Raw genomic sequence first — 16319 nt, forward strand, 5'->3', positions numbered from 1 at the left:
TCACAGAAGCGCGGAGACGTTTTCGGGCGGCCGCCCGATGACGGCACGGTCCCCGCGGATCACGATGGGCCGTTCAATGACGATCGGGTGGGCGGTGGCGAGCGCAATCAGGGCCGCTTCGGGCGCGGCCGCGTCAAGCCCTGCCGCCCTGAACGCGGCCTCGGAGGGGCGCAGTATGTCGATCAGCGGGATATCGAGACGCGCGCGCACGGCGCGGAGTTCATCGGCCGTCGGTGGATCATCGAGGTAGCGCCGCTGGGTATAGGGCAGGCCCGATGCCTCGATCAGCGCGAGCGTCTGGCGCGATTTGGAGCAGCGCGGGTTGTGCCAGATGGTGATCACAGGAAGTCGTCCCGCCCTGTGCCCACGGCCTGTGCCACGCGGTCGAACCCGTCCCGCGCTAGAAGTTCATCGAGCCCCTGCGCGATCTGCGCCACCAGCGACAGGCCGCCGTAGACAAGCGCCGTGTAGAGTTGCACGGCGCTGGCGCCTGCGCGGATCTTGTCATAGGCCTGCTGCGCGTTGCCAATGCCGCCGACCCCGATCAAGGGCACATCCGTGAGGGTCGACAGCCGTGCGAGCACTTTGGTCGAGGGTGTGAACAGCGGTGCGCCGGACAGGCCGCCCGCCTGATCCTTGTGCGCGGCCCGCAGGCCGGCGCGCGACAGCGTCGTGTTCGTGGCGATGATTGCGGCGACCCCGGCTTCGGTGGCGACCTCGGCCACATCGGCGATTTCGGCGTCGGTGAGGTCCGGCGCGATCTTGAGCATGACTGGCGTGTCCCCGCGCACCTCCATTACACCCGCGAGCAGGGCCGCGAGGGCGGCCTTGCCCTGCAGATCGCGTAGCCGTTCGGTATTGGGCGAACTGACGTTCACGGTTGCGAAATCGACGTGGCCTCGGGCGGCCTGCATGACACGTGCGAAATCGGCGGTGCGGTCGGTCGACGTTTTGTTGGCACCAAGGTTCAGCCCGACGGGAATGCCTGGTTTGCGGGCGGCGAGCCGGGCGCAGATGGCATCCGCGCCATCGTTGTTGAACCCGAAACGGTTGATTGCGGCGCGGTCCTCGGTCAGCCGGAAGAGGCGCGGTTTGTCGTTGCCCGGTTGGGCCACGGGCGTGGCCGCGCCCACCTCTAGAAAGCCGAAACCGGCCCGCGACAGCGGCGCGATCGCGGTTGCGTTCTTGTCGAACCCCGCGGCTAGCCCCACCGGATTTGGCAGGTCGAGCCCGGCGATTTGCGTGCGCAGCCGTGCCGATGTCACCGGGCCCGGCGCGGGGGCAAGCCCGGCTTGCAGGGCGCGGATGGCCAGGCCGTGTGCCGCTTCGGGGTCGATCCGGCGCAGGGCCGTCAGCCCCAGACGTTCGATCAGGGCGTTCATTGGAAGGTGCCGCCGCTGGCGAGGTTCTGGCTGCGGATCAGCCGCGACGTTGCCACGGCTGCCTGCCGGTGGACCACGGCGCGTTGGTAATCGGGATCGCTGATCATGGCGAGGAATGCGTGTGCGTCGGGGTAGCGGGCGATGAACATTGCGTCCCACGCTTCGTCCGATGGGCCGATCAGGGTTGTTTCATATGCGCCGCGCCAGACGATACTGCCGCCGACCTTTTGCAGCACGGGACCGCTTTCGCGGCCGTAATTCGCGTAGGCCTGCGCGCCGCTGAGGCCTGCGTCGGCGAGGGGATGGTCCGCGGGATATGCGGCGTCGCCGCGAAAGCGCACGAGGTTGAGCATGTCGATCGGGGTGTCGCGGGGCAGATCCTTGAACGCGTCGAATTGCGCGCGGTCCGGGTCGATGTGGCCGCTCATGTGCTGGCCGCGTCCAGACCGGCGGGAAAGGCGTGCACCCCGTCCACCAGCGGCAGGGGCTGCGCCCAGACGACATCGTCCAGTGTCATCTTGCGGTAGAGGTGCGGGAAATCGGCACCGCCCCGCGACACTTCCCAGCGCAGGTCGTCCCCGAGCGGCGCGGTATCGACGGCGATCAAAAAGAGATCCTGCGCACCGGCGAAATGCTTGGCCGCGGTTTCGGCGGCCTGCGTGGCGGTGGAAAAGTGGATATAGCCGTCGGCCAGATCAATCGGTGCGCCCGCCGTTTCGCCGGTGGAGCGCAGGGAGTGCCATTCATCGGCACGGAAAATCTTGTAGATGAGCATGGCCGTGGTGATGCCTTGGGGCGCGGGGTTGGTCAAGGGGCTTGCACCCGTGGGCGGGGCCGCGCAAAGTGCCGCGCAGCCCAGACAGGAGAGACCGGCATGGCCCGTGTCGTCACGATTACAGCCGTGTACCCGCGCGACCCCGAGCTGGTCTTTGCCGAGGCGATGAACCTGTCGGAAATGAAGCAGGCCATGCACAGGATCGCCCGCTATGAGGGGCTGCCTGACGGGGTGATCGCGCAGGGTGATTGTTATGCGGTCGATGTGGTGATGTGGGGCTGGCTGCGCACCAACAACCACGTCATGCAGATCGAAACGCTCGATTGGGACGCATTGTACGTGCAAAGCCGTGAACATAACCCCGCCGTTGCGCGCTGGGATCACCGGCTGAGCATCACGCCGCACGAGGCGGGGGCGTTGTGGACGGACGAGATTGTTCTGGACGCGGGGTGGCGTACGGCGCTGACCGCGTATTTCTGCCGCTATGTCTATCGTCACCGGCACCGGAGCAGGGATGCGCTGTCTATAAAGTGCACGATTGCGGCTGCTTGACGTAAGGGCGCGGGGTCCGGGCCGATATCCTCTTTGACAGGCCCGCGGCGCTGGGCCAGCATGGCGCACACCAAAAAAACGAGATTCCAACAGGGAGTTCCACATGAACCGATTCTTGATGAGCGTTGCCGCGCTCGGCCTGACGGCCGGTACAGCCGCTGCCGATTACACGCTGACGATTTTGCACACCAATGATTTCCATGCCCGTTTCGAGCCGATCAGCAAGTATGATGGCCCGTGCGGCGCCGAAGACAACACCGCGGGTGAATGCTTTGGCGGCACCGCGCGTCTTGTGACGGCGATCGAGGAGGCCAAGAGCCGGTCGAACAATGCGATCCTCGTGGATGGCGGCGACCAATTCCAGGGCACGCTGTTCTACACCCAGTACAAGGGCGCGATGGCCGCCGAGATGATGAACAAGCTGGGCTATGACGGCATGACCGTGGGCAACCACGAATTTGACGACGGGCCCGAAGTGCTGGCTGCGTTCATCGATGCGGTCGAGTTCCCGATCCTGATGTCGAACGCGGATGTCAGCGCGGAGCCGTTGCTGGCCGAAAAGCTCGCCAAGTCCACCGTGATCGAACGCGGCGGCGAGAAGCTGGGTCTGATTGGTCTGACGCCCGAAGACACGGACGAGCTTGCCTCGCCCGGCGATAACGTGAGCTTTTCCGATCCGGTGGCAGCGGTGCAGGCCGAAGTGGACCGTTTGACGGCCGAAGGGATCAACAAGATCATCGTGCTGAGCCATTCGTCCTATGCCGTGGACCAGCGTGTCGCGGCCGAGACGACCGGCGTTGACGTGATTGTGGGGGGCCATTCGAACACGCTGCTGAGCAACACCAACGACCGCGCGGCAGGCCCGTACCCGACGATGGTGGGGGATACGGCCATCGTGCAGGCCTATGCCTACGGCAAGTACCTGGGCGAGTTGAATGTCACATTCAACGATGCGGGCGAGATCACCGAAGCGAGCGGCGAGCCGATCCTGATCGACGCCTCCGTCAGCGAGGATGATGTGACTGTCCAGCGGATTGCCGAGCTGGCAAAACCGCTCGACGAGATCCGCAACAAGGTGGTTGCACAGACCGATGAGCCCATCGGCGGCGACCGTGCGGTGTGCCGTGCGCAGGAATGCAGCATGGGGACGCTGATCGCGGATGCGATGCTGGCGCGTGTCGCGGATCAGGGGATCGAGATCGCGATCCAGAACGGTGGCGGCATCCGTGCGTCGATTGACGCGGGCGATGTGACGATGGGTGACGTGCTGACGGTGCTGCCCTTCCAGAACACGCTGTCGACATTTCAGGTCACCGGTGAAACGCTGGTTGCGGCACTGGAAAACGGTGTGAGCGAAGTGGAGGAAGGCGCGGGCCGTTTCCCGCAGGTCGCGGGCATGAGCTATGCGTTTGACGCCAGCGCCGAGGCCGGCAGCCGCATCAGCGACGTGATGGTGGGCGGTGCGCCTATCGAGATGGACAAGGTCTATGGCGTTGTGTCGAACAACTATGTCCGCAACGGCGGCGACGGCTACAAGATGTTCAAGGATGCGATGAATTCCTATGACTTCGGTCCCGATCTGGCGGATGTCACGGCCGAGTATCTGGCAGAAAACCAGCCCTACAAACCCTACACGGACGGCCGCATCACGGTGAAATAAACACCGTACAAACGTGCGGTTTGTCTAGAATGGTGCGCCCGGCCTTTGGTCGGGCGCATTTTTTATTGGGATGGCGCGGGCGGCTGACTATCTTGGGGGCAAGGCATTTCAAGGAGCCGGCAAATGTGCGGACGCATGGCATTGACCCTTCCCCCCGAAGCGATGGCCGCGGTGTTCGACGCGGCCCCGGCGAATGATCTGCCGGTGGGGCCGAACTACAACGTGTGCCCGACCACACAGATTGCCGTGGTGTCAGGCGGTGCCGATCGGGGGCGGTTGTTGGAGCCGATGCGGTGGGGATTGATTCCGCGGTGGTACAAGACGCCGACGGATGGTCCGCTGCTGATCAACGCGCGTGCAGAAACGGTGCTGGAAAAACCCGCGTTCCGCGATGCGGTCCATGATCGGCGCGTGCTGATTGTGGCGAGCGGTTTTTTCGAATGGACGAAGGACGCGCAAGGCAACCGGCTGCCGTGGTACATCACGCGCCGGGATGGCGCACCATTGGCGTTTGCGGGCATCTGGCAGGCGTGGAGCCCGCGCGACAGCGATGATGTCTGGCGGACAGTGGCCGCGTTGACCACGGCGGCAAACGCACCGATGCAGCAGATACACCACCGGATGCCGGTGATCGTGGAGCAGGCGGACCATGCGCTGTGGCTGGGCGAAAACGGCAAAGGCGCCGCCCGCCTGATGCGGGCCGCGCCGGATGACACGTTGCAATGGCACCGTGTGGACCGTGCCGTCAATTCCAACAGGGCCAGTGGCCCCGAGTTGATCGAGCCGTTCGACGCGGACGAAGAGACGCCCGCGCCATCAACGGACGGGCGTCTGATCTAGACGCTGGCGCGATCAGTTGTCGGCGAGATCAAGCACCGGGGGCGGGTTGAAGTCCAGCGCCCCTTCGAGCAGCGCCTCTTCTTCGCCGACGCCGGAGAACGTGGTCTGCATGTCTTCTTCGACGAGGACGGACACGGCACCCGCAACAGGGATTTCACCCGTGGTCCAGCCCTCTTCGCCGGTGGCGACGGTGTGCGGCACGTCTGCTTCGTTTATGAAAGTCAGTGTGTCGCCCGGCTGCACGAAGGTGATGTCCGGGAAATAGGCCGTGCCAAAGACCAGAATATTGTGTGTCTGCGCTTCGCGCGCCATGGAAGATGACGCGATAAGCGTGGTGGCGGCCGCCAGAACAGCGGCGCCCGCGCGAAATGAGTTAAGCATCGACGTGCTCCTTGTAACGGCCCCACCCGGTCACAGGCTGCATCTAATAGGGGAGGATTGTGTCAGAAGTTTGACCATCCGCCGGTCCGGTTAACCATTATGCGGGTGCCGTCAGTCCCTCCAGCCACGCACGGAAGGCGGCAAGGGGGGCGGCGGCAGGCCGGTCATCCGGCCAGACGAGGTAATAGCTGCCGATGCTTTCGCCGGTGCGTTCGGCGGCAAGCTGTAACTGGCCGTCCCGCAGGTACGGCTCGGCGACGAAGGTTGGCAGCAGGGCCACGCCCAATCCGTGCATCGCCGCCTGCGCCATGGTGGCAAACTGGTCGAACATCATGCCGTCGGGCAGGGGCGTGTCGTCGCCGATGGCCTCGAACCAGCGTTGCCACGCGCGGGGGCGTGTTTCGAGATGCAGCAGCGGCAGGCCGTGCAACGCAGACGGATCGTCAAAGGGCGCACCGGGCAGATCACGCGCGCAGACCGGCACCACGATTTCGGGCATCAGGGACAGGTAATCCACCCCCGGCCAATCGGTGTGCCCGAAGTGGATGGCGGCGTCAAAGGGGCTGGACCCGATCGAAAAAGGCCGCAGGCGGGTCGACAGGTTCACGGTGATTTCCGGGTGGGCCTGAGAAAAATCCGACAGGCGCGGGGCCAGCCAGTGCATCCCGAAGGCCGGCAGGATCGCCAGATTGAGCGTGCCCGAGCGCCGTTCCGTGCGGGCATTCACAGAGGCCTGTGCCAGACGCCCCAGAACTTCGCGAATTTCGCGGACGTATTCCGTGCCGGTCTGCGTCAGCACCAGCCGCCGCCCCTTGCGGGCCATCAGCTGCACGCCCAGTTGCTCTTCGAGTGTTTTGATCTGGCGGCTGATGGCGGATTGCGTCAGCGACAGCTCTGTGGCCGCCGAAGTGGCACTGCCCAGCCGCGCGCAGGCCTCGAAGGCAAGCAGGGCGGAAACAGACGGCAGATAGCGGCGCGGAGCGATCATCTATGCGTTTTTCTCATGGGTTGAGGATCACGCTTCGTTAGACCTTTGCGCGTGGAAATGCAATAAAGCCCCCAACTCCCGATATTCCATATGCTGTGAAAGGATCGCGCCATGAACGCCGAAGCCCCCATTCTCAAAGCCAAGGATGCCCCCGATATGGGATCATTCGACTGGTCTGACCCGCTGCGCCTGAACGATCAGCTGGGCGAAGACGAGCGGATGATCATGGACAGCGCCAAGGCCTATGCGCAGGAAAAGCTGCAGCCGCGCGTCATTTCTGCCTATGAGAACGAGGAATCCGATCCGTCGATTTTCCGCGAGATGGGCGATATGGGGCTGTTGGGCGTCACGGTGCCCGAAGAATATGGCGGGCTGGGTGGATCCTATGTCAGCTACGGTCTGGTCGCGCGCGAGGTAGAGCGTGTGGACAGCGGCTACCGGTCGATGATGTCGGTGCAGTCGAGCCTCGTGATGTATCCGATCTATGCCTATGGCTCAGAAGCGCAGCGCAAGAAGTACCTGCCCAAGCTGGCCAGCGGTGAATTCATCGGCTGTTTCGGTCTGACGGAGCCGGACGCCGGATCCGACCCCGCGGGCATGAAAACGCGCGCCGAAAAGACGGCGAACGGCTACAAGATCACCGGGTCAAAGATGTGGATTTCGAACGCGCCCATCGCGGATGTGTTCGTGGTCTGGGCCAAGTCCGAAGAGCATGGCGGCAAGATCCGTGGCTTCGTTCTGGAAAAGGGCATGAAGGGATTGAGCGCGCCGAAGGTCGGCAACAAGCTGAGCCTACGTGCCTCCATCACGGGCGAGATCGTCATGGACGGTGTCGAGGTTGGCGAAGACGCGCTGCTGCCCAATGTGCAGGGGCTGAAGGGGCCGTTCGGCTGTCTCAACCGCGCCCGCTATGGCATCAGCTGGGGTGTGATGGGCTCGGCCGAGTTCTGCTGGCACGCGGCGCGCCAGTACGGTCTGGACCGCCACCAGTTCGGCAAGCCACTGGCGCAGACGCAGCTGTTCCAGAAAAAGCTGGCCGATATGATGACGGAAATCTCGCTGGGCCTTCAGGCGTCACTGCAGGTGGGTCGATTGATGGACGCGGCCAATGCGGCCCCCGAAATGGTCAGCATCGTCAAGCGCAACAACTGCGGCAAGGCGCTGGAGATCGCACGCCACGCCCGCGACATGCACGGCGGCAACGGTATTTCCGGTGAATTCCAGGTGATCCGCCACATGATGAACCTCGAGACGGTCAATACCTACGAGGGGACACATGACGTTCACGCGCTGATCCTTGGTCGGGCGCAGACCGGGCTGCAGGCGTTTTTCTAAGCGCGATACGACGGATAGACAGACATGAAGCCGCGCGGTGGGATGCCCCCGCGCGGTTTTCATTTGTGCGGGCGCAAACGCCACACGGCAACCAGCGTCAGGGCAGCCATCGGCAGTCCTGCGACAAAGACCATGCGCGCCGCGGTGGCCGGTTCGGGGTTTTCGATTCCAGACAGGTTGGCCACGATCCCCAGATATGCGGCGCCCACGGCGTAGCCTGTGCGCTGGACCGTCGGGACGGCGGCGGCCACGATCGGTTTATCGGCAGGCGCACAAAGCCGTGCGGCCATGCGTGGCATGAAGGTGAAGGCTGCCCCGAACCCGATGCCCTGCGCCGCCGCCGATGCCGCCACGAGCCACAGGGGGCCGGTGGCCATCGACACCACGAAGCCCACGACGCTGATGGCCACAAGTATCATTCCGAACGCGATGTTGCGCACGTCGCGTTTTTCCGGCTCACCCGAAATCAGCGCGGCGGTGGTCGCCCAGAGGATGGCTTCGAGCGCGATGAGCGCGCCGGCCTGAAACGGGCTGAAGCCGTGCAGTTTTGTCAGGAAGAACGGCACGAAAGCCCCGACCGCGATGCTGGCGCAGGCGGACAGAAAGATCATCGCCATGATCGCCGATACCGCGTCGCGCAGCAGGGGATCGAAGACCGGCAGCAGGCGGTTTGCCGGACTGTTGGCATCGCGCCACAAGAACGCGGCAAACAGCAGCAGGCCACCCCCGACGTAAAGGGGCGTTGTGAGTGCCGACAGGTGTTCGCCGCCGTAGGCGATCATCAGGATCGCGCCGAGCAAGAGCGCGAGACGGGTCAGCGGGAAGCGGTCTGTGGCCGCGTCGGTTGTCGCGGTGGGCGGGATCGACACCCACAGCCAGCCTGCAAGCAGGGCCGAGACGCCGGTGAAGAACCAGAATGCCGCCTGCCACGTGGCGTATTCGACAAACAGCCCCCCGATGAGCGGGCCCATGAACGCGGATGCGGCCCAGACCGTCGATACCGCGCCGATCACCCGCGCATGTAGGCGGGCGGGAAACAGCAGCGTCAGCGCGACGAAGGCCATCGCCATCAATCCGCCACCGCCGAGGCCCTGAAACACCCGGCCCCACAGAAGGACGGGCATGCTGTCGGCGAGGGCACTGACGCCGCAGCCGAAGGAGAAGACCAGCGCCGCCAGTGACATCGGCAGGCGCAGGCCATTGCGGCTGATCAGCAGACCGCAGGCGGCCCCCATCACGATCGAGCCGACCTCGTAGAGCATCACGACCCATGAGATCAGCGTCACGCCGCCGATGTCGTCGACGATCACCGGCAGCATCGTGGCCACCAGCAGACCGTCGGCGGCATGCAGGAACACGGCGAGGCACGTGATGCCCAGAGCGCCCGCGTAGGCGCGGGTCAGCACGTCGCGCCAGCGCGCCGTTTCGGCGGGGGCTTCAGTCATCGGGGCATTGGATCATCATGGCCGGACTGTACGCCTGCGGCGGGGCGGTGCAAGGGGCGAGTCGCACCCCTCGAGCGGGGCGGGGTGTTGGCGCGGCGCGCGCGGCGTCCGGCCAAAAGCCGGAATAGGGCGGACGGTAAGTGGCTGCAAATCATGCGGGAATTGCGATTGGTGGACAGGCATTGCACACGTGTGCAAATTTTTGTTGCCAAAGCCGGAGCGCCGCGCATAGGCTTGGGTATTGTCGGTGTGTCCCGACGCTTGGGGAAGTGATATGGCCGAAATCCAGTTGCGCAATGTGAACAAGCGGTGGGGCGATTTTGTCGGCGTCGACAATTTCAATCTGACAATTGGCAACGAGGAATTTCTGGTGCTTCTGGGCCCGTCGGGCTGTGGCAAGACCACGACCATGCGGATGATTGCAGGGCTGGAAGACGTCACCGAAGGCGAGATCATCATCGACGGCAAGGTGGTGAATGATCTGGACCCCAAGGACCGCGATGTGGCGATGGTGTTCCAGTCCTACGGGCTTTATCCGCACATGAACGTCTATGACAACATCCGCTTTCCACTGAAGGTGCGCAAGATCGACAACGCCACCCATGATGCGCGGGTGCGCCGTGCCAGCGCGATGGTGGAGCTGGATGAATTTTTGCACCGCAAGCCCGCGGAGCTGTCCGGGGGGCAACGCCAGCGGGTCGCTCTGGCGCGGGCCATCGTGCGTGAACCCAACGTGTTCCTGATGGACGAGCCACTGTCGAACCTTGACGCGAAACTGCGTGTCAGCACGCGGGCCCAGATCAAGAACCTCAGCCATGAATTGAAAGTCACGACCGTTTACGTGACCCACGACCAGATCGAAGCCATGACCCTTGCCGACCGCGTTGTCGTGATGAAGCAGGGCAAGGTCCAGCAGGTCGGCACGCCGACGGAAATCTATGACAACCCGGCAAACACCTTTGTGGCGAGCTTTATCGGATCGCCCGCGATGAACCTGATGGACGGGCGGATCACCAATGGCGTTTTCGAAGGCGCGAATGTGCGGATCGAGGGGCTGTCCGTGGCAGATGGCGACGTGACGCTCGGCTTTCGGGCCGAAGATGCGCATGTAACGCCCGCGGGTGGGCAGGGGCAGATCACCGCGCCGATCTACACCATCGAATTGCTGGGCGATGCGGTGATGCTGACGGTGCGCGCGGGCGGGCAGATGACGTCCGTCAAGGCGCCCAAGGATTTCCGCGCCGACATCGGCGACGAGATCAGTTTTTCGGTGCCCTCCGGCATCTGCCACGTCTTTGACCACGCCACCGGCGAACGGGTCTGAGCGCGGCAACGTATCCCCTTTTGCGAGGGGGCAAACCACGGGTGCAGCCTTGCAAGATGCACCCATCAATAAGCAAAACAGGGAGTTTGCACATGTTGAAGAACCTAGTCCTCGCGGGCGCTGTGTCCTTGATGGGATCCACCGCATTTGCCGCGTGTTCTTACGAAAACGAGACCGAGATCAAGATGCTGTCGGCCGGCTTTGAAGCGTGGAAAGCGGTCACCGACGCGATGGCGGAATGCGGCAACCTGCAAGCCGAGCTGGACCAGGAGTTCCGCACCAAGCAGCCCGCCGCGTTCGAGGCGAACCCGTCGCTGTATCATATCGGCGGCGTGTCCAACGGCACCATCACGCCCCTGATGAACGCAGGCACCATCCGCCCGCTGGATGATCTGGTCGAGAAATACGGTCAGAACCTCAAGCCCAACCAGCTGATCCGTATCGACGGTCAGATTATGGCGGTGGCGATGATGGTCAACACCCAGCACTTGATGTACCGCGAGGACGTGCTGTCGGATCTGGGCATTGACGTGCCAACCACGTGGGACGAAGTGCTTGCCGCCTCGGCCAAGATCGAAGAGGCCGGTGTCGTGGATCACGCGCTGGGTGCGACGCTGAAATCCGGTTGGAACCTCGCGCAGGACTTCAACAACATGTACGTCGGTTTCGGCGGTGATTTCTTCAACGACGACAATACCACCGCGGTCAACGGCGACGCGGGCATGAAGGCGCTGGAGACGATCAAGGCGTCGATGGAATACATGGACCCCGAAGTGCTGGTCAGCGATTCCACATATGTCCAGCAGCAGTTCCAGCAGGGCAAGATCGCCATGGCCAACCTGTGGGCATCGCGCGCCTCGGCCATGAACGATGAGGCCGAAAGCCAGGTGGTCGGCAAGGTCAAGATGGCCGCAGCACCGACCGCGATGGACGGCGGTGTGCCCGCGACGACCCTGTGGTGGGACGGTATCGTGATCGCCAAGAACATCTCGGACGAAGAGGCTGACGCCGCATTCCGTCTGGCGATGGAGGGCATGGACAGCGAAATGGTCACCGCCAACAATGACGCGGCGATCTGGCTGGTCGAAGGCTATGCGCCCACCGATCTGGCCGCGGGTGCCATTGCGACGGCCACTGCAAACCCGGCGCCACCTGCCTATCCGTCCACATCGCAAATGGGTCTGTTGCATACCGTTCTGGGCAACGAGATTCCGGCTTTCCTGACCGGTGAGCGTGACGCGGCTGCGACGCTGACGGCGATCGAGGAAGGCTACACCACTGCCGCGAAAGAAGCGGGCGTGCTGCAATAAGATCACCGTGGGGGCGGCCGGTTGCCGGACCGCCCCCGCCATTCGCGACCGGCGATTTTCGTCAGGGGCACCGGCCCCTTGCCAAGACCGCCACGCCCGTCGGGGGCGCGTCAAAAGGGGGGCTGACCCATGAAATTCAAGACATTTGCCGCGTTTGTCGGCCCATCTGTTTTCATGATGTTTCTGTTCATCGCGCTGCCGCTCGTGTCGGTCTTCAGCCAGTCGTTCCAGAACACCTATGATCTGCGCGAACAGGTCGAAGTCGAAACCTGCACACCGGGTTTTCTGACACAGACCTGCACCACCGAGCTCAAGAACGTGCCGCAGCTGGACGCGGACGGCAAGCCGATCAAGATTACCGAGTGGACAGGGCTGCAAAGCTACCGCAACGTGCTGCAGATGGACAAGGTCTGGGCCGCGATCGGTGACGGGCGGCCCGGTGATATCCTGCAAATCGATTTCTGGAAGGCGCTGCGGTTCACGCTGGTGTTTACGCTGGTGACCTTGCCGCTGGTGATCGGGGTTGGTCTGCTGATTGCGCTGACCGTCAACAATGCCATGCGCAGCCTGCGCGGGCCGGTGATCTTTATCTCTTTGTTGCCGTTCATCATCACGCCGGTGATCGGATCGCTCTCGATCTACTGGCTGTTTGTGGGCGACGGGATCCTGACCGCCATGATGGAACGATGGTCAGGCCAGAACATCTCGATGTTCGCGCAGGCGTGGACGATCGAGTTGCTGATGTATTTCTACCGCGTGTGGCACGTGGCGCCTTTTGCGTTCGTGATTTTCTACGCGGGTTTGCAGTCGGTCAACATGGACACGCTGGAATCCGCGGTGATTGACGGGGCGAACCGCTGGGAACGGCTGCGCCATGTGATCATCCCGCATCTGATGCCGCTTATTGTATTTATTGCGCTGATCCACCTGATGGATTGCTACCGGGTCTTCGATGAAATCATCGGCTTCCGCTCACAGGCGCATGTCATTTCGCTGCAATGGCTGACGGTCGATTTGCTGACGCCGGATGACGCGGGCAACCGTGCCATCAGCCGCGCATCGGCCAGCGCGATGCTGACGATGATCGGCATCGTGGTGTTGCTGGTGCCGCTGTTGCGCCGCACATGGCGCGATCACAAGGGAGGGTCACACTGATGTCCGCCACACCCAAAGCCTTGCGCCAACCGTTCGGGCTGCGCTTTGCCTCAGGCACGTTCCTTGTGTTCTGGTGCATCATCGCCGCCTTCCCGATCTTCTGGATCGCGGTGATGAGTTTCAAATCCCCCGTCGACGCCTTTGCCGACAGCCCGTGGGACGTGCTCACCGGTCCGGTGACCCGGGCGGGGGGCAACGGCCTGTCGGTGATCGATGTGGTGCTGGGGGGGCTGGTGGTTGTTCTGGCGTTGCGCTGGGCGTTTACGCGGTTGCCGGGGCTGGTGAACGCACTGACCCCGAAGGGCCTGACCGCAGTGGGCTGGCTGATCGGCGCGGCCGCATACGCAATCGTGTTTCTGGTCGTGTTCTTCGGCATTCTGCCACCCGTCCTCGGCGTGCTGAACGGTCTGCTCGGACCCTTGGGAGAGCCTGTGATTGGCCTGACAACACAGCACTACATCTCCGTCTGGCAGGACAACGAATTCTATCGCAACTTCGGCAATTCCATGCTGGTGACGGCCGGCGTTGTGACAATCTCGCTCACGGTCGGCACGCTCGCAGGCTATGGTCTGGCGCGCTCGGGCAGCGATTTGGCATTCTGGCTCTTGATCATGGCGCTGATTTTCCGGGCCTTGCCGCATTCGGTTCTGGTGGCCGGGTATCTGCCGTGGTTCATTAATTCCGCCGAAATCCTGCGCCCTATATTTGGTGAAATCTCGCCCACGCTCTACGGTCAGCCCTGGGCTGTGATCGCCGTACTGGTCTCGATCAACCAGCCGTTCACAATCTGGATGCTGCGGTCTTTCTTCCAGAATATCCCGGCAGAGCTTGATGAAGCGGCCCGCGTCGACGGCTGCAGCCATTTTCAGGCCTTCCGCCGCGTGATCATGCCGGTGATGTGGCCGGGCGTCATTACAACCGGTCTTTTCAGCTTTCTCTTGGGATACAACGACTTTCTGGTCACGTCCCTCCTGCTGGATGCGCAGAACCAGACGATGGTTCCCGCCATCGCCGGGTACTTCAACCGCGAAACAACAACCACCGATCAGGTCGAAGCGGTCGCCGCGGCGGTATCGATCACCGCGCCGCTGTTCCTGCTGGTGATGGTGTTCCAGCGCCAGATCGTCAGCGGCCTTACTGCAGGTGCGGTGAAGGGATGACAGCGCCTTTCATCTTGCCCGAAAAACTCCGGGGTACGGGGCTGGCCCCGTTCCGCCATCAGCCAGAAGGACGACACTAGTTATGACAGGCCAAAGACCCGAACAGGCGGTGCTGACACGTGACACCGACCTGTCGAAAACCGATGCCACCCGCGGGGTGATCGAACGGATGGTCGATGGCCTGAACGACCATACGATCGATGGCATCGGGGCGTTCTTTGATGACAGCTTCCGGTGGATGGGCAATCAGGGCTGCGGCACCAAACAGGGGCTCAAGGAGTTTCAGGACAATTGGCAGCGTCCGTTCCAGGCGGCATTTTCCGACAAGGTCTGTATCGACGAGGCGCGGTTGTACATGGGCGAATGGGCCGCGGCTTTCGGGCGGCAGGAAGCGGTCCATTCGGGCCCCTTCATGGGCATCGCCCCCACCGGCAAACGGGTCGAGATCAGATATATGGATTTCTGGAAAGTCACCGATGGCAAGATCGAGGACAACTGGGTCATGGTCGATTTTCCCCATGTGATGGCACAGCTCGGTGTCGATGTATTTGGCGGTGAAGGCTGGGAAGCGTTCGACCGTGGCGAAAAAATTCCCCCGCGCCCGGCGTGAGCCGCGCGGTGAAGACTTTCTCGGAGAAGACGATATGACAATCGAATACCTCAAACGTGGCAAATCCGATGCGGAGCGGGGGGCCGATGATGCCAAGACCCGCGGTGTGGTCGAGGCAACGCTGCGCGATATCGAAGAGCGGGGCGATGTGGCCGTGCGGGCCTTGTCGGAGAAATTCGACGGCTACGCGCCGGCGTCCTTCCGGCTGAGCGTGGCCGAAATCGACGCGCTGATCGCCAAGGTCAGCCCCCGCGAAATGGCCGATATCAAGTTCGCGCAGGAAAATGTCCGCCGGTTCGCCCAGGCCCAGCGCGACAGCATGACGGACATCGAAATCGAGATGATGCCCGGCGTCATCCTGGGTCACAAGAACATCCCCGTGCAGTCGGTCGGCTGCTACGTGCCGGGCGGTAAGTTTCCGATGGTCGCGTCTGCCCATATGTCGGTGGCCACGGCCAGTGTCGCGGGGGTGCCACGTATCATCGCCTGCACGCCACCTTTCAACGGCGAACCCAATCCGGCGGTGATTGCCGCGATGCATCTGGGGGGGGCGCATGAAATCTATGTGCTCGGGGGCATACAGGCGGTGGGTGCGATGGCGATCGGCACCGAAACCATCGATCCTGTGCACTTGCTGGTGGGACCGGGCAACGCCTTTGTTGCCGAAGCAAAACGCCAGCTTTTCGGGCGCGTCGGCATCGACCTTTTTGCCGGTCCGACCGAAACCATGGTGATTGCGGACGAAACCGTGGACGCGGAATTATGCGCGACCGATCTGTTGGGGCAGGCCGAGCATGGCTACAACAGCCCGTGTGTGTTGCTGACCAACAGCCGAAAACTGGCCGAAGAAACATTGGCCGAAATCGACCGGTTGCTGGAAATTCTGCCCACCGCGGACACCGCGCGTGTCAGCTGGGACGATTATGGCGAGGTGATCGTGTGCGACACCTATGACGAGATGTTGCAGGTAGCGGACGACATTGCCTCCGAGCACGTTCAGGTGATGACCGACCGCGATGACTGGTTCCTCGAGCATATGACCTGTTACGGGGCCCTGTTTCTGGGTCCGCGGACCAATGTTGCCAACGGCGACAAGGTCATCGGCACCAACCACACGCTGCCGACCAAGAAGGCCGGGCGGTATACGGGTGGGCTTTGGGTAGGCAAATACCTCAAGACGCACAGTTACCAGAAGATCACCACCGACGCGGCCGCCGCTGAGATGGGGGCTTACGGATCGCGGCTTTGCATGCTCGAGGGGTTCGTGGGCCACGCGGAGCAGTGCAACGTGCGCGTGCGCCGGTACGGCGGCGTCAATGTGCCCTACGGCGCCGGTGCCCCCGCCCGCAACGCGGCGGAATAGATCGTTTTGCGGCCCCCATCGAGGGGGCAGCAAAACGCC

Annotated in this window: 17 protein-coding genes; 10 read left to right on the forward strand and 7 right to left on the reverse strand. The window is 63.1% G+C overall.

Annotation, left to right across the window (positions count from 1 at the left end):
- The 4 genes from arsC to K3756_RS04290 are packed head-to-tail and all read right to left on the reverse strand — an operon-like array spanning nucleotide 1 to nucleotide 2157.
- A complete protein-coding gene (gene arsC, locus K3756_RS04275) occupies nucleotides 1-342 on the reverse strand; it encodes an arsenate reductase (glutaredoxin) (protein WP_259991240.1) in 342 nt (113 codons plus the stop codon).
- The gene (locus K3756_RS04280) at nucleotides 339-1382 is read right to left on the reverse strand and encodes a quinone-dependent dihydroorotate dehydrogenase (RefSeq protein ID WP_259991242.1); all 1044 of its coding nucleotides are present in this window, start codon (nucleotides 1380-1382) and stop codon (nucleotides 339-341) included. The genes arsC and K3756_RS04280 overlap by 4 nt, the downstream gene beginning before the upstream one ends.
- Nucleotides 1379-1810, reverse strand: coding sequence for a DUF1330 domain-containing protein (locus tag K3756_RS04285; protein ID WP_259991244.1), 432 nt, complete (start codon nucleotides 1808-1810; stop codon nucleotides 1379-1381). Before K3756_RS04285 ends, K3756_RS04280 begins: the two co-directional genes overlap by 4 nt.
- On the reverse strand, nucleotides 1807-2157 hold the full coding sequence (locus K3756_RS04290; protein ID WP_259993480.1) for a DUF952 domain-containing protein: 351 nt from the start codon (nucleotides 2155-2157) through the stop codon (nucleotides 1807-1809). The genes K3756_RS04285 and K3756_RS04290 overlap by 4 nt, the downstream gene beginning before the upstream one ends.
- A gap of 99 nt (nucleotides 2158-2256) precedes the next feature.
- Between K3756_RS04290 and K3756_RS04295 the strand changes: the two genes are divergently transcribed.
- The 3 genes from K3756_RS04295 to K3756_RS04305 all read left to right on the forward strand — a co-directional run bounded on the left by K3756_RS04295 (nucleotide 2257) and on the right by K3756_RS04305 (nucleotide 5209).
- A complete protein-coding gene (locus tag K3756_RS04295) occupies nucleotides 2257-2709 on the forward strand; it encodes a hypothetical protein (RefSeq protein ID WP_259991246.1) in 453 nt (150 codons plus the stop codon).
- 103 nt (nucleotides 2710-2812) lie between these two features.
- Nucleotides 2813-4369, forward strand: coding sequence for a bifunctional UDP-sugar hydrolase/5'-nucleotidase (locus tag K3756_RS04300; RefSeq protein ID WP_259991248.1), 1557 nt, complete (start codon nucleotides 2813-2815; stop codon nucleotides 4367-4369).
- A gap of 123 nt (nucleotides 4370-4492) precedes the next feature.
- Entirely contained in the window at nucleotides 4493-5209 is a 717-nt protein-coding gene (locus K3756_RS04305) for an SOS response-associated peptidase (RefSeq protein WP_259991250.1), read from the forward strand.
- A gap of 12 nt (nucleotides 5210-5221) precedes the next feature.
- Here the strand turns inward: K3756_RS04305 and K3756_RS04310 are convergent, their stop codons facing one another.
- Complete coding sequence (locus K3756_RS04310) at nucleotides 5222-5590, reverse strand: hypothetical protein (protein ID WP_259991252.1); 369 nt, start codon at nucleotides 5588-5590, stop codon at nucleotides 5222-5224.
- 97 nt (nucleotides 5591-5687) lie between these two features.
- A complete protein-coding gene (locus K3756_RS04315) occupies nucleotides 5688-6578 on the reverse strand; it encodes a LysR substrate-binding domain-containing protein (protein WP_259991254.1) in 891 nt (296 codons plus the stop codon).
- Nucleotides 6579-6689: 111 nt separating this feature from the next.
- Between K3756_RS04315 and K3756_RS04320 the strand changes: the two genes are divergently transcribed.
- The gene (locus K3756_RS04320) at nucleotides 6690-7913 is read left to right on the forward strand and encodes an acyl-CoA dehydrogenase (protein WP_259991256.1); all 1224 of its coding nucleotides are present in this window, start codon (nucleotides 6690-6692) and stop codon (nucleotides 7911-7913) included.
- A 59-nt stretch (nucleotides 7914-7972) separates the two neighbouring features.
- Here the strand turns inward: K3756_RS04320 and K3756_RS04325 are convergent, their stop codons facing one another.
- A complete protein-coding gene (locus tag K3756_RS04325; RefSeq protein WP_259991258.1) occupies nucleotides 7973-9358 on the reverse strand; it encodes an MFS transporter in 1386 nt (461 codons plus the stop codon).
- A gap of 274 nt (nucleotides 9359-9632) precedes the next feature.
- Here K3756_RS04325 and K3756_RS04330 point away from each other — a divergent pair, with 274 nt between their 5' ends.
- From K3756_RS04330 to hisD, 6 genes are all read left to right on the forward strand, one after another.
- Complete coding sequence (locus K3756_RS04330; RefSeq protein WP_259991260.1) at nucleotides 9633-10682, forward strand: ABC transporter ATP-binding protein; 1050 nt, start codon at nucleotides 9633-9635, stop codon at nucleotides 10680-10682.
- A 92-nt stretch (nucleotides 10683-10774) separates the two neighbouring features.
- Nucleotides 10775-11992 carry an ABC transporter substrate-binding protein gene (locus K3756_RS04335; protein ID WP_259991262.1) on the forward strand — a complete coding sequence of 406 codons (1218 nt, stop codon included), beginning with the start codon at nucleotides 10775-10777 and terminating at the stop codon, nucleotides 11990-11992.
- 129 nt (nucleotides 11993-12121) lie between these two features.
- Nucleotides 12122-13147: a carbohydrate ABC transporter permease gene (locus K3756_RS04340; protein WP_259991264.1), complete on the forward strand. Its 1026-nt coding sequence runs from the start codon at nucleotides 12122-12124 to the stop codon at nucleotides 13145-13147.
- Nucleotides 13147-14307, forward strand: coding sequence for a carbohydrate ABC transporter permease (locus K3756_RS04345; protein ID WP_259991266.1), 1161 nt, complete (start codon nucleotides 13147-13149; stop codon nucleotides 14305-14307). Before K3756_RS04340 ends, K3756_RS04345 begins: the two co-directional genes overlap by 1 nt.
- An 82-nt stretch (nucleotides 14308-14389) precedes the next feature.
- Nucleotides 14390-14917: an ester cyclase gene (locus K3756_RS04350; protein ID WP_259991268.1), complete on the forward strand. Its 528-nt coding sequence runs from the start codon at nucleotides 14390-14392 to the stop codon at nucleotides 14915-14917.
- 34 nt (nucleotides 14918-14951) lie between these two features.
- On the forward strand, nucleotides 14952-16280 hold the full coding sequence (hisD, locus tag K3756_RS04355) for a histidinol dehydrogenase (RefSeq protein WP_259993481.1): 1329 nt from the start codon (nucleotides 14952-14954) through the stop codon (nucleotides 16278-16280).
- Nucleotides 16281-16319 lie beyond the last annotated feature (39 nt).

Origin of the sequence: Sulfitobacter sp. S190 (assembly GCF_025141935.1) — a bacterium.
Lineage (GTDB): Bacteria > Pseudomonadota > Alphaproteobacteria > Rhodobacterales > Rhodobacteraceae > Sulfitobacter.

Excerpts from the sequence above, each read along its gene's own strand:
- K3756_RS04280 (WP_259991242.1), bottom strand. The coding sequence starts at position 1,382 with ATGAACGCCCTGATCGAACGTCTGGGGCTGACGGCCCTGCGCCGGATC.
- K3756_RS04285 (WP_259991244.1), bottom strand. The coding sequence starts at position 1,810 with ATGAGCGGCCACATCGACCCGGACCGCGCGCAATTCGACGCGTTCAAG.
- K3756_RS04290 (WP_259993480.1), bottom strand. The coding sequence starts at position 2,157 with ATGCTCATCTACAAGATTTTCCGTGCCGATGAATGGCACTCCCTGCGC.
- K3756_RS04295 (WP_259991246.1), top strand. The coding sequence starts at position 2,257 with ATGGCCCGTGTCGTCACGATTACAGCCGTGTACCCGCGCGACCCCGAG.
- K3756_RS04300 (WP_259991248.1), top strand. The coding sequence starts at position 2,813 with ATGAACCGATTCTTGATGAGCGTTGCCGCGCTCGGCCTGACGGCCGGT.
- K3756_RS04305 (WP_259991250.1), top strand. The coding sequence starts at position 4,493 with ATGTGCGGACGCATGGCATTGACCCTTCCCCCCGAAGCGATGGCCGCG.
- K3756_RS04310 (WP_259991252.1), bottom strand. The coding sequence starts at position 5,590 with ATGCTTAACTCATTTCGCGCGGGCGCCGCTGTTCTGGCGGCCGCCACC.
- K3756_RS04315 (WP_259991254.1), bottom strand. The coding sequence starts at position 6,578 with ATGATCGCTCCGCGCCGCTATCTGCCGTCTGTTTCCGCCCTGCTTGCC.
- K3756_RS04320 (WP_259991256.1), top strand. The coding sequence starts at position 6,690 with ATGAACGCCGAAGCCCCCATTCTCAAAGCCAAGGATGCCCCCGATATG.
- K3756_RS04325 (WP_259991258.1), bottom strand. The coding sequence starts at position 9,358 with ATGACTGAAGCCCCCGCCGAAACGGCGCGCTGGCGCGACGTGCTGACC.
- K3756_RS04330 (WP_259991260.1), top strand. The coding sequence starts at position 9,633 with ATGGCCGAAATCCAGTTGCGCAATGTGAACAAGCGGTGGGGCGATTTT.
- K3756_RS04335 (WP_259991262.1), top strand. The coding sequence starts at position 10,775 with ATGTTGAAGAACCTAGTCCTCGCGGGCGCTGTGTCCTTGATGGGATCC.
- K3756_RS04340 (WP_259991264.1), top strand. The coding sequence starts at position 12,122 with ATGAAATTCAAGACATTTGCCGCGTTTGTCGGCCCATCTGTTTTCATG.
- K3756_RS04345 (WP_259991266.1), top strand. The coding sequence starts at position 13,147 with ATGTCCGCCACACCCAAAGCCTTGCGCCAACCGTTCGGGCTGCGCTTT.
- K3756_RS04350 (WP_259991268.1), top strand. The coding sequence starts at position 14,390 with ATGACAGGCCAAAGACCCGAACAGGCGGTGCTGACACGTGACACCGAC.
- hisD (WP_259993481.1), top strand. The coding sequence starts at position 14,952 with ATGACAATCGAATACCTCAAACGTGGCAAATCCGATGCGGAGCGGGGG.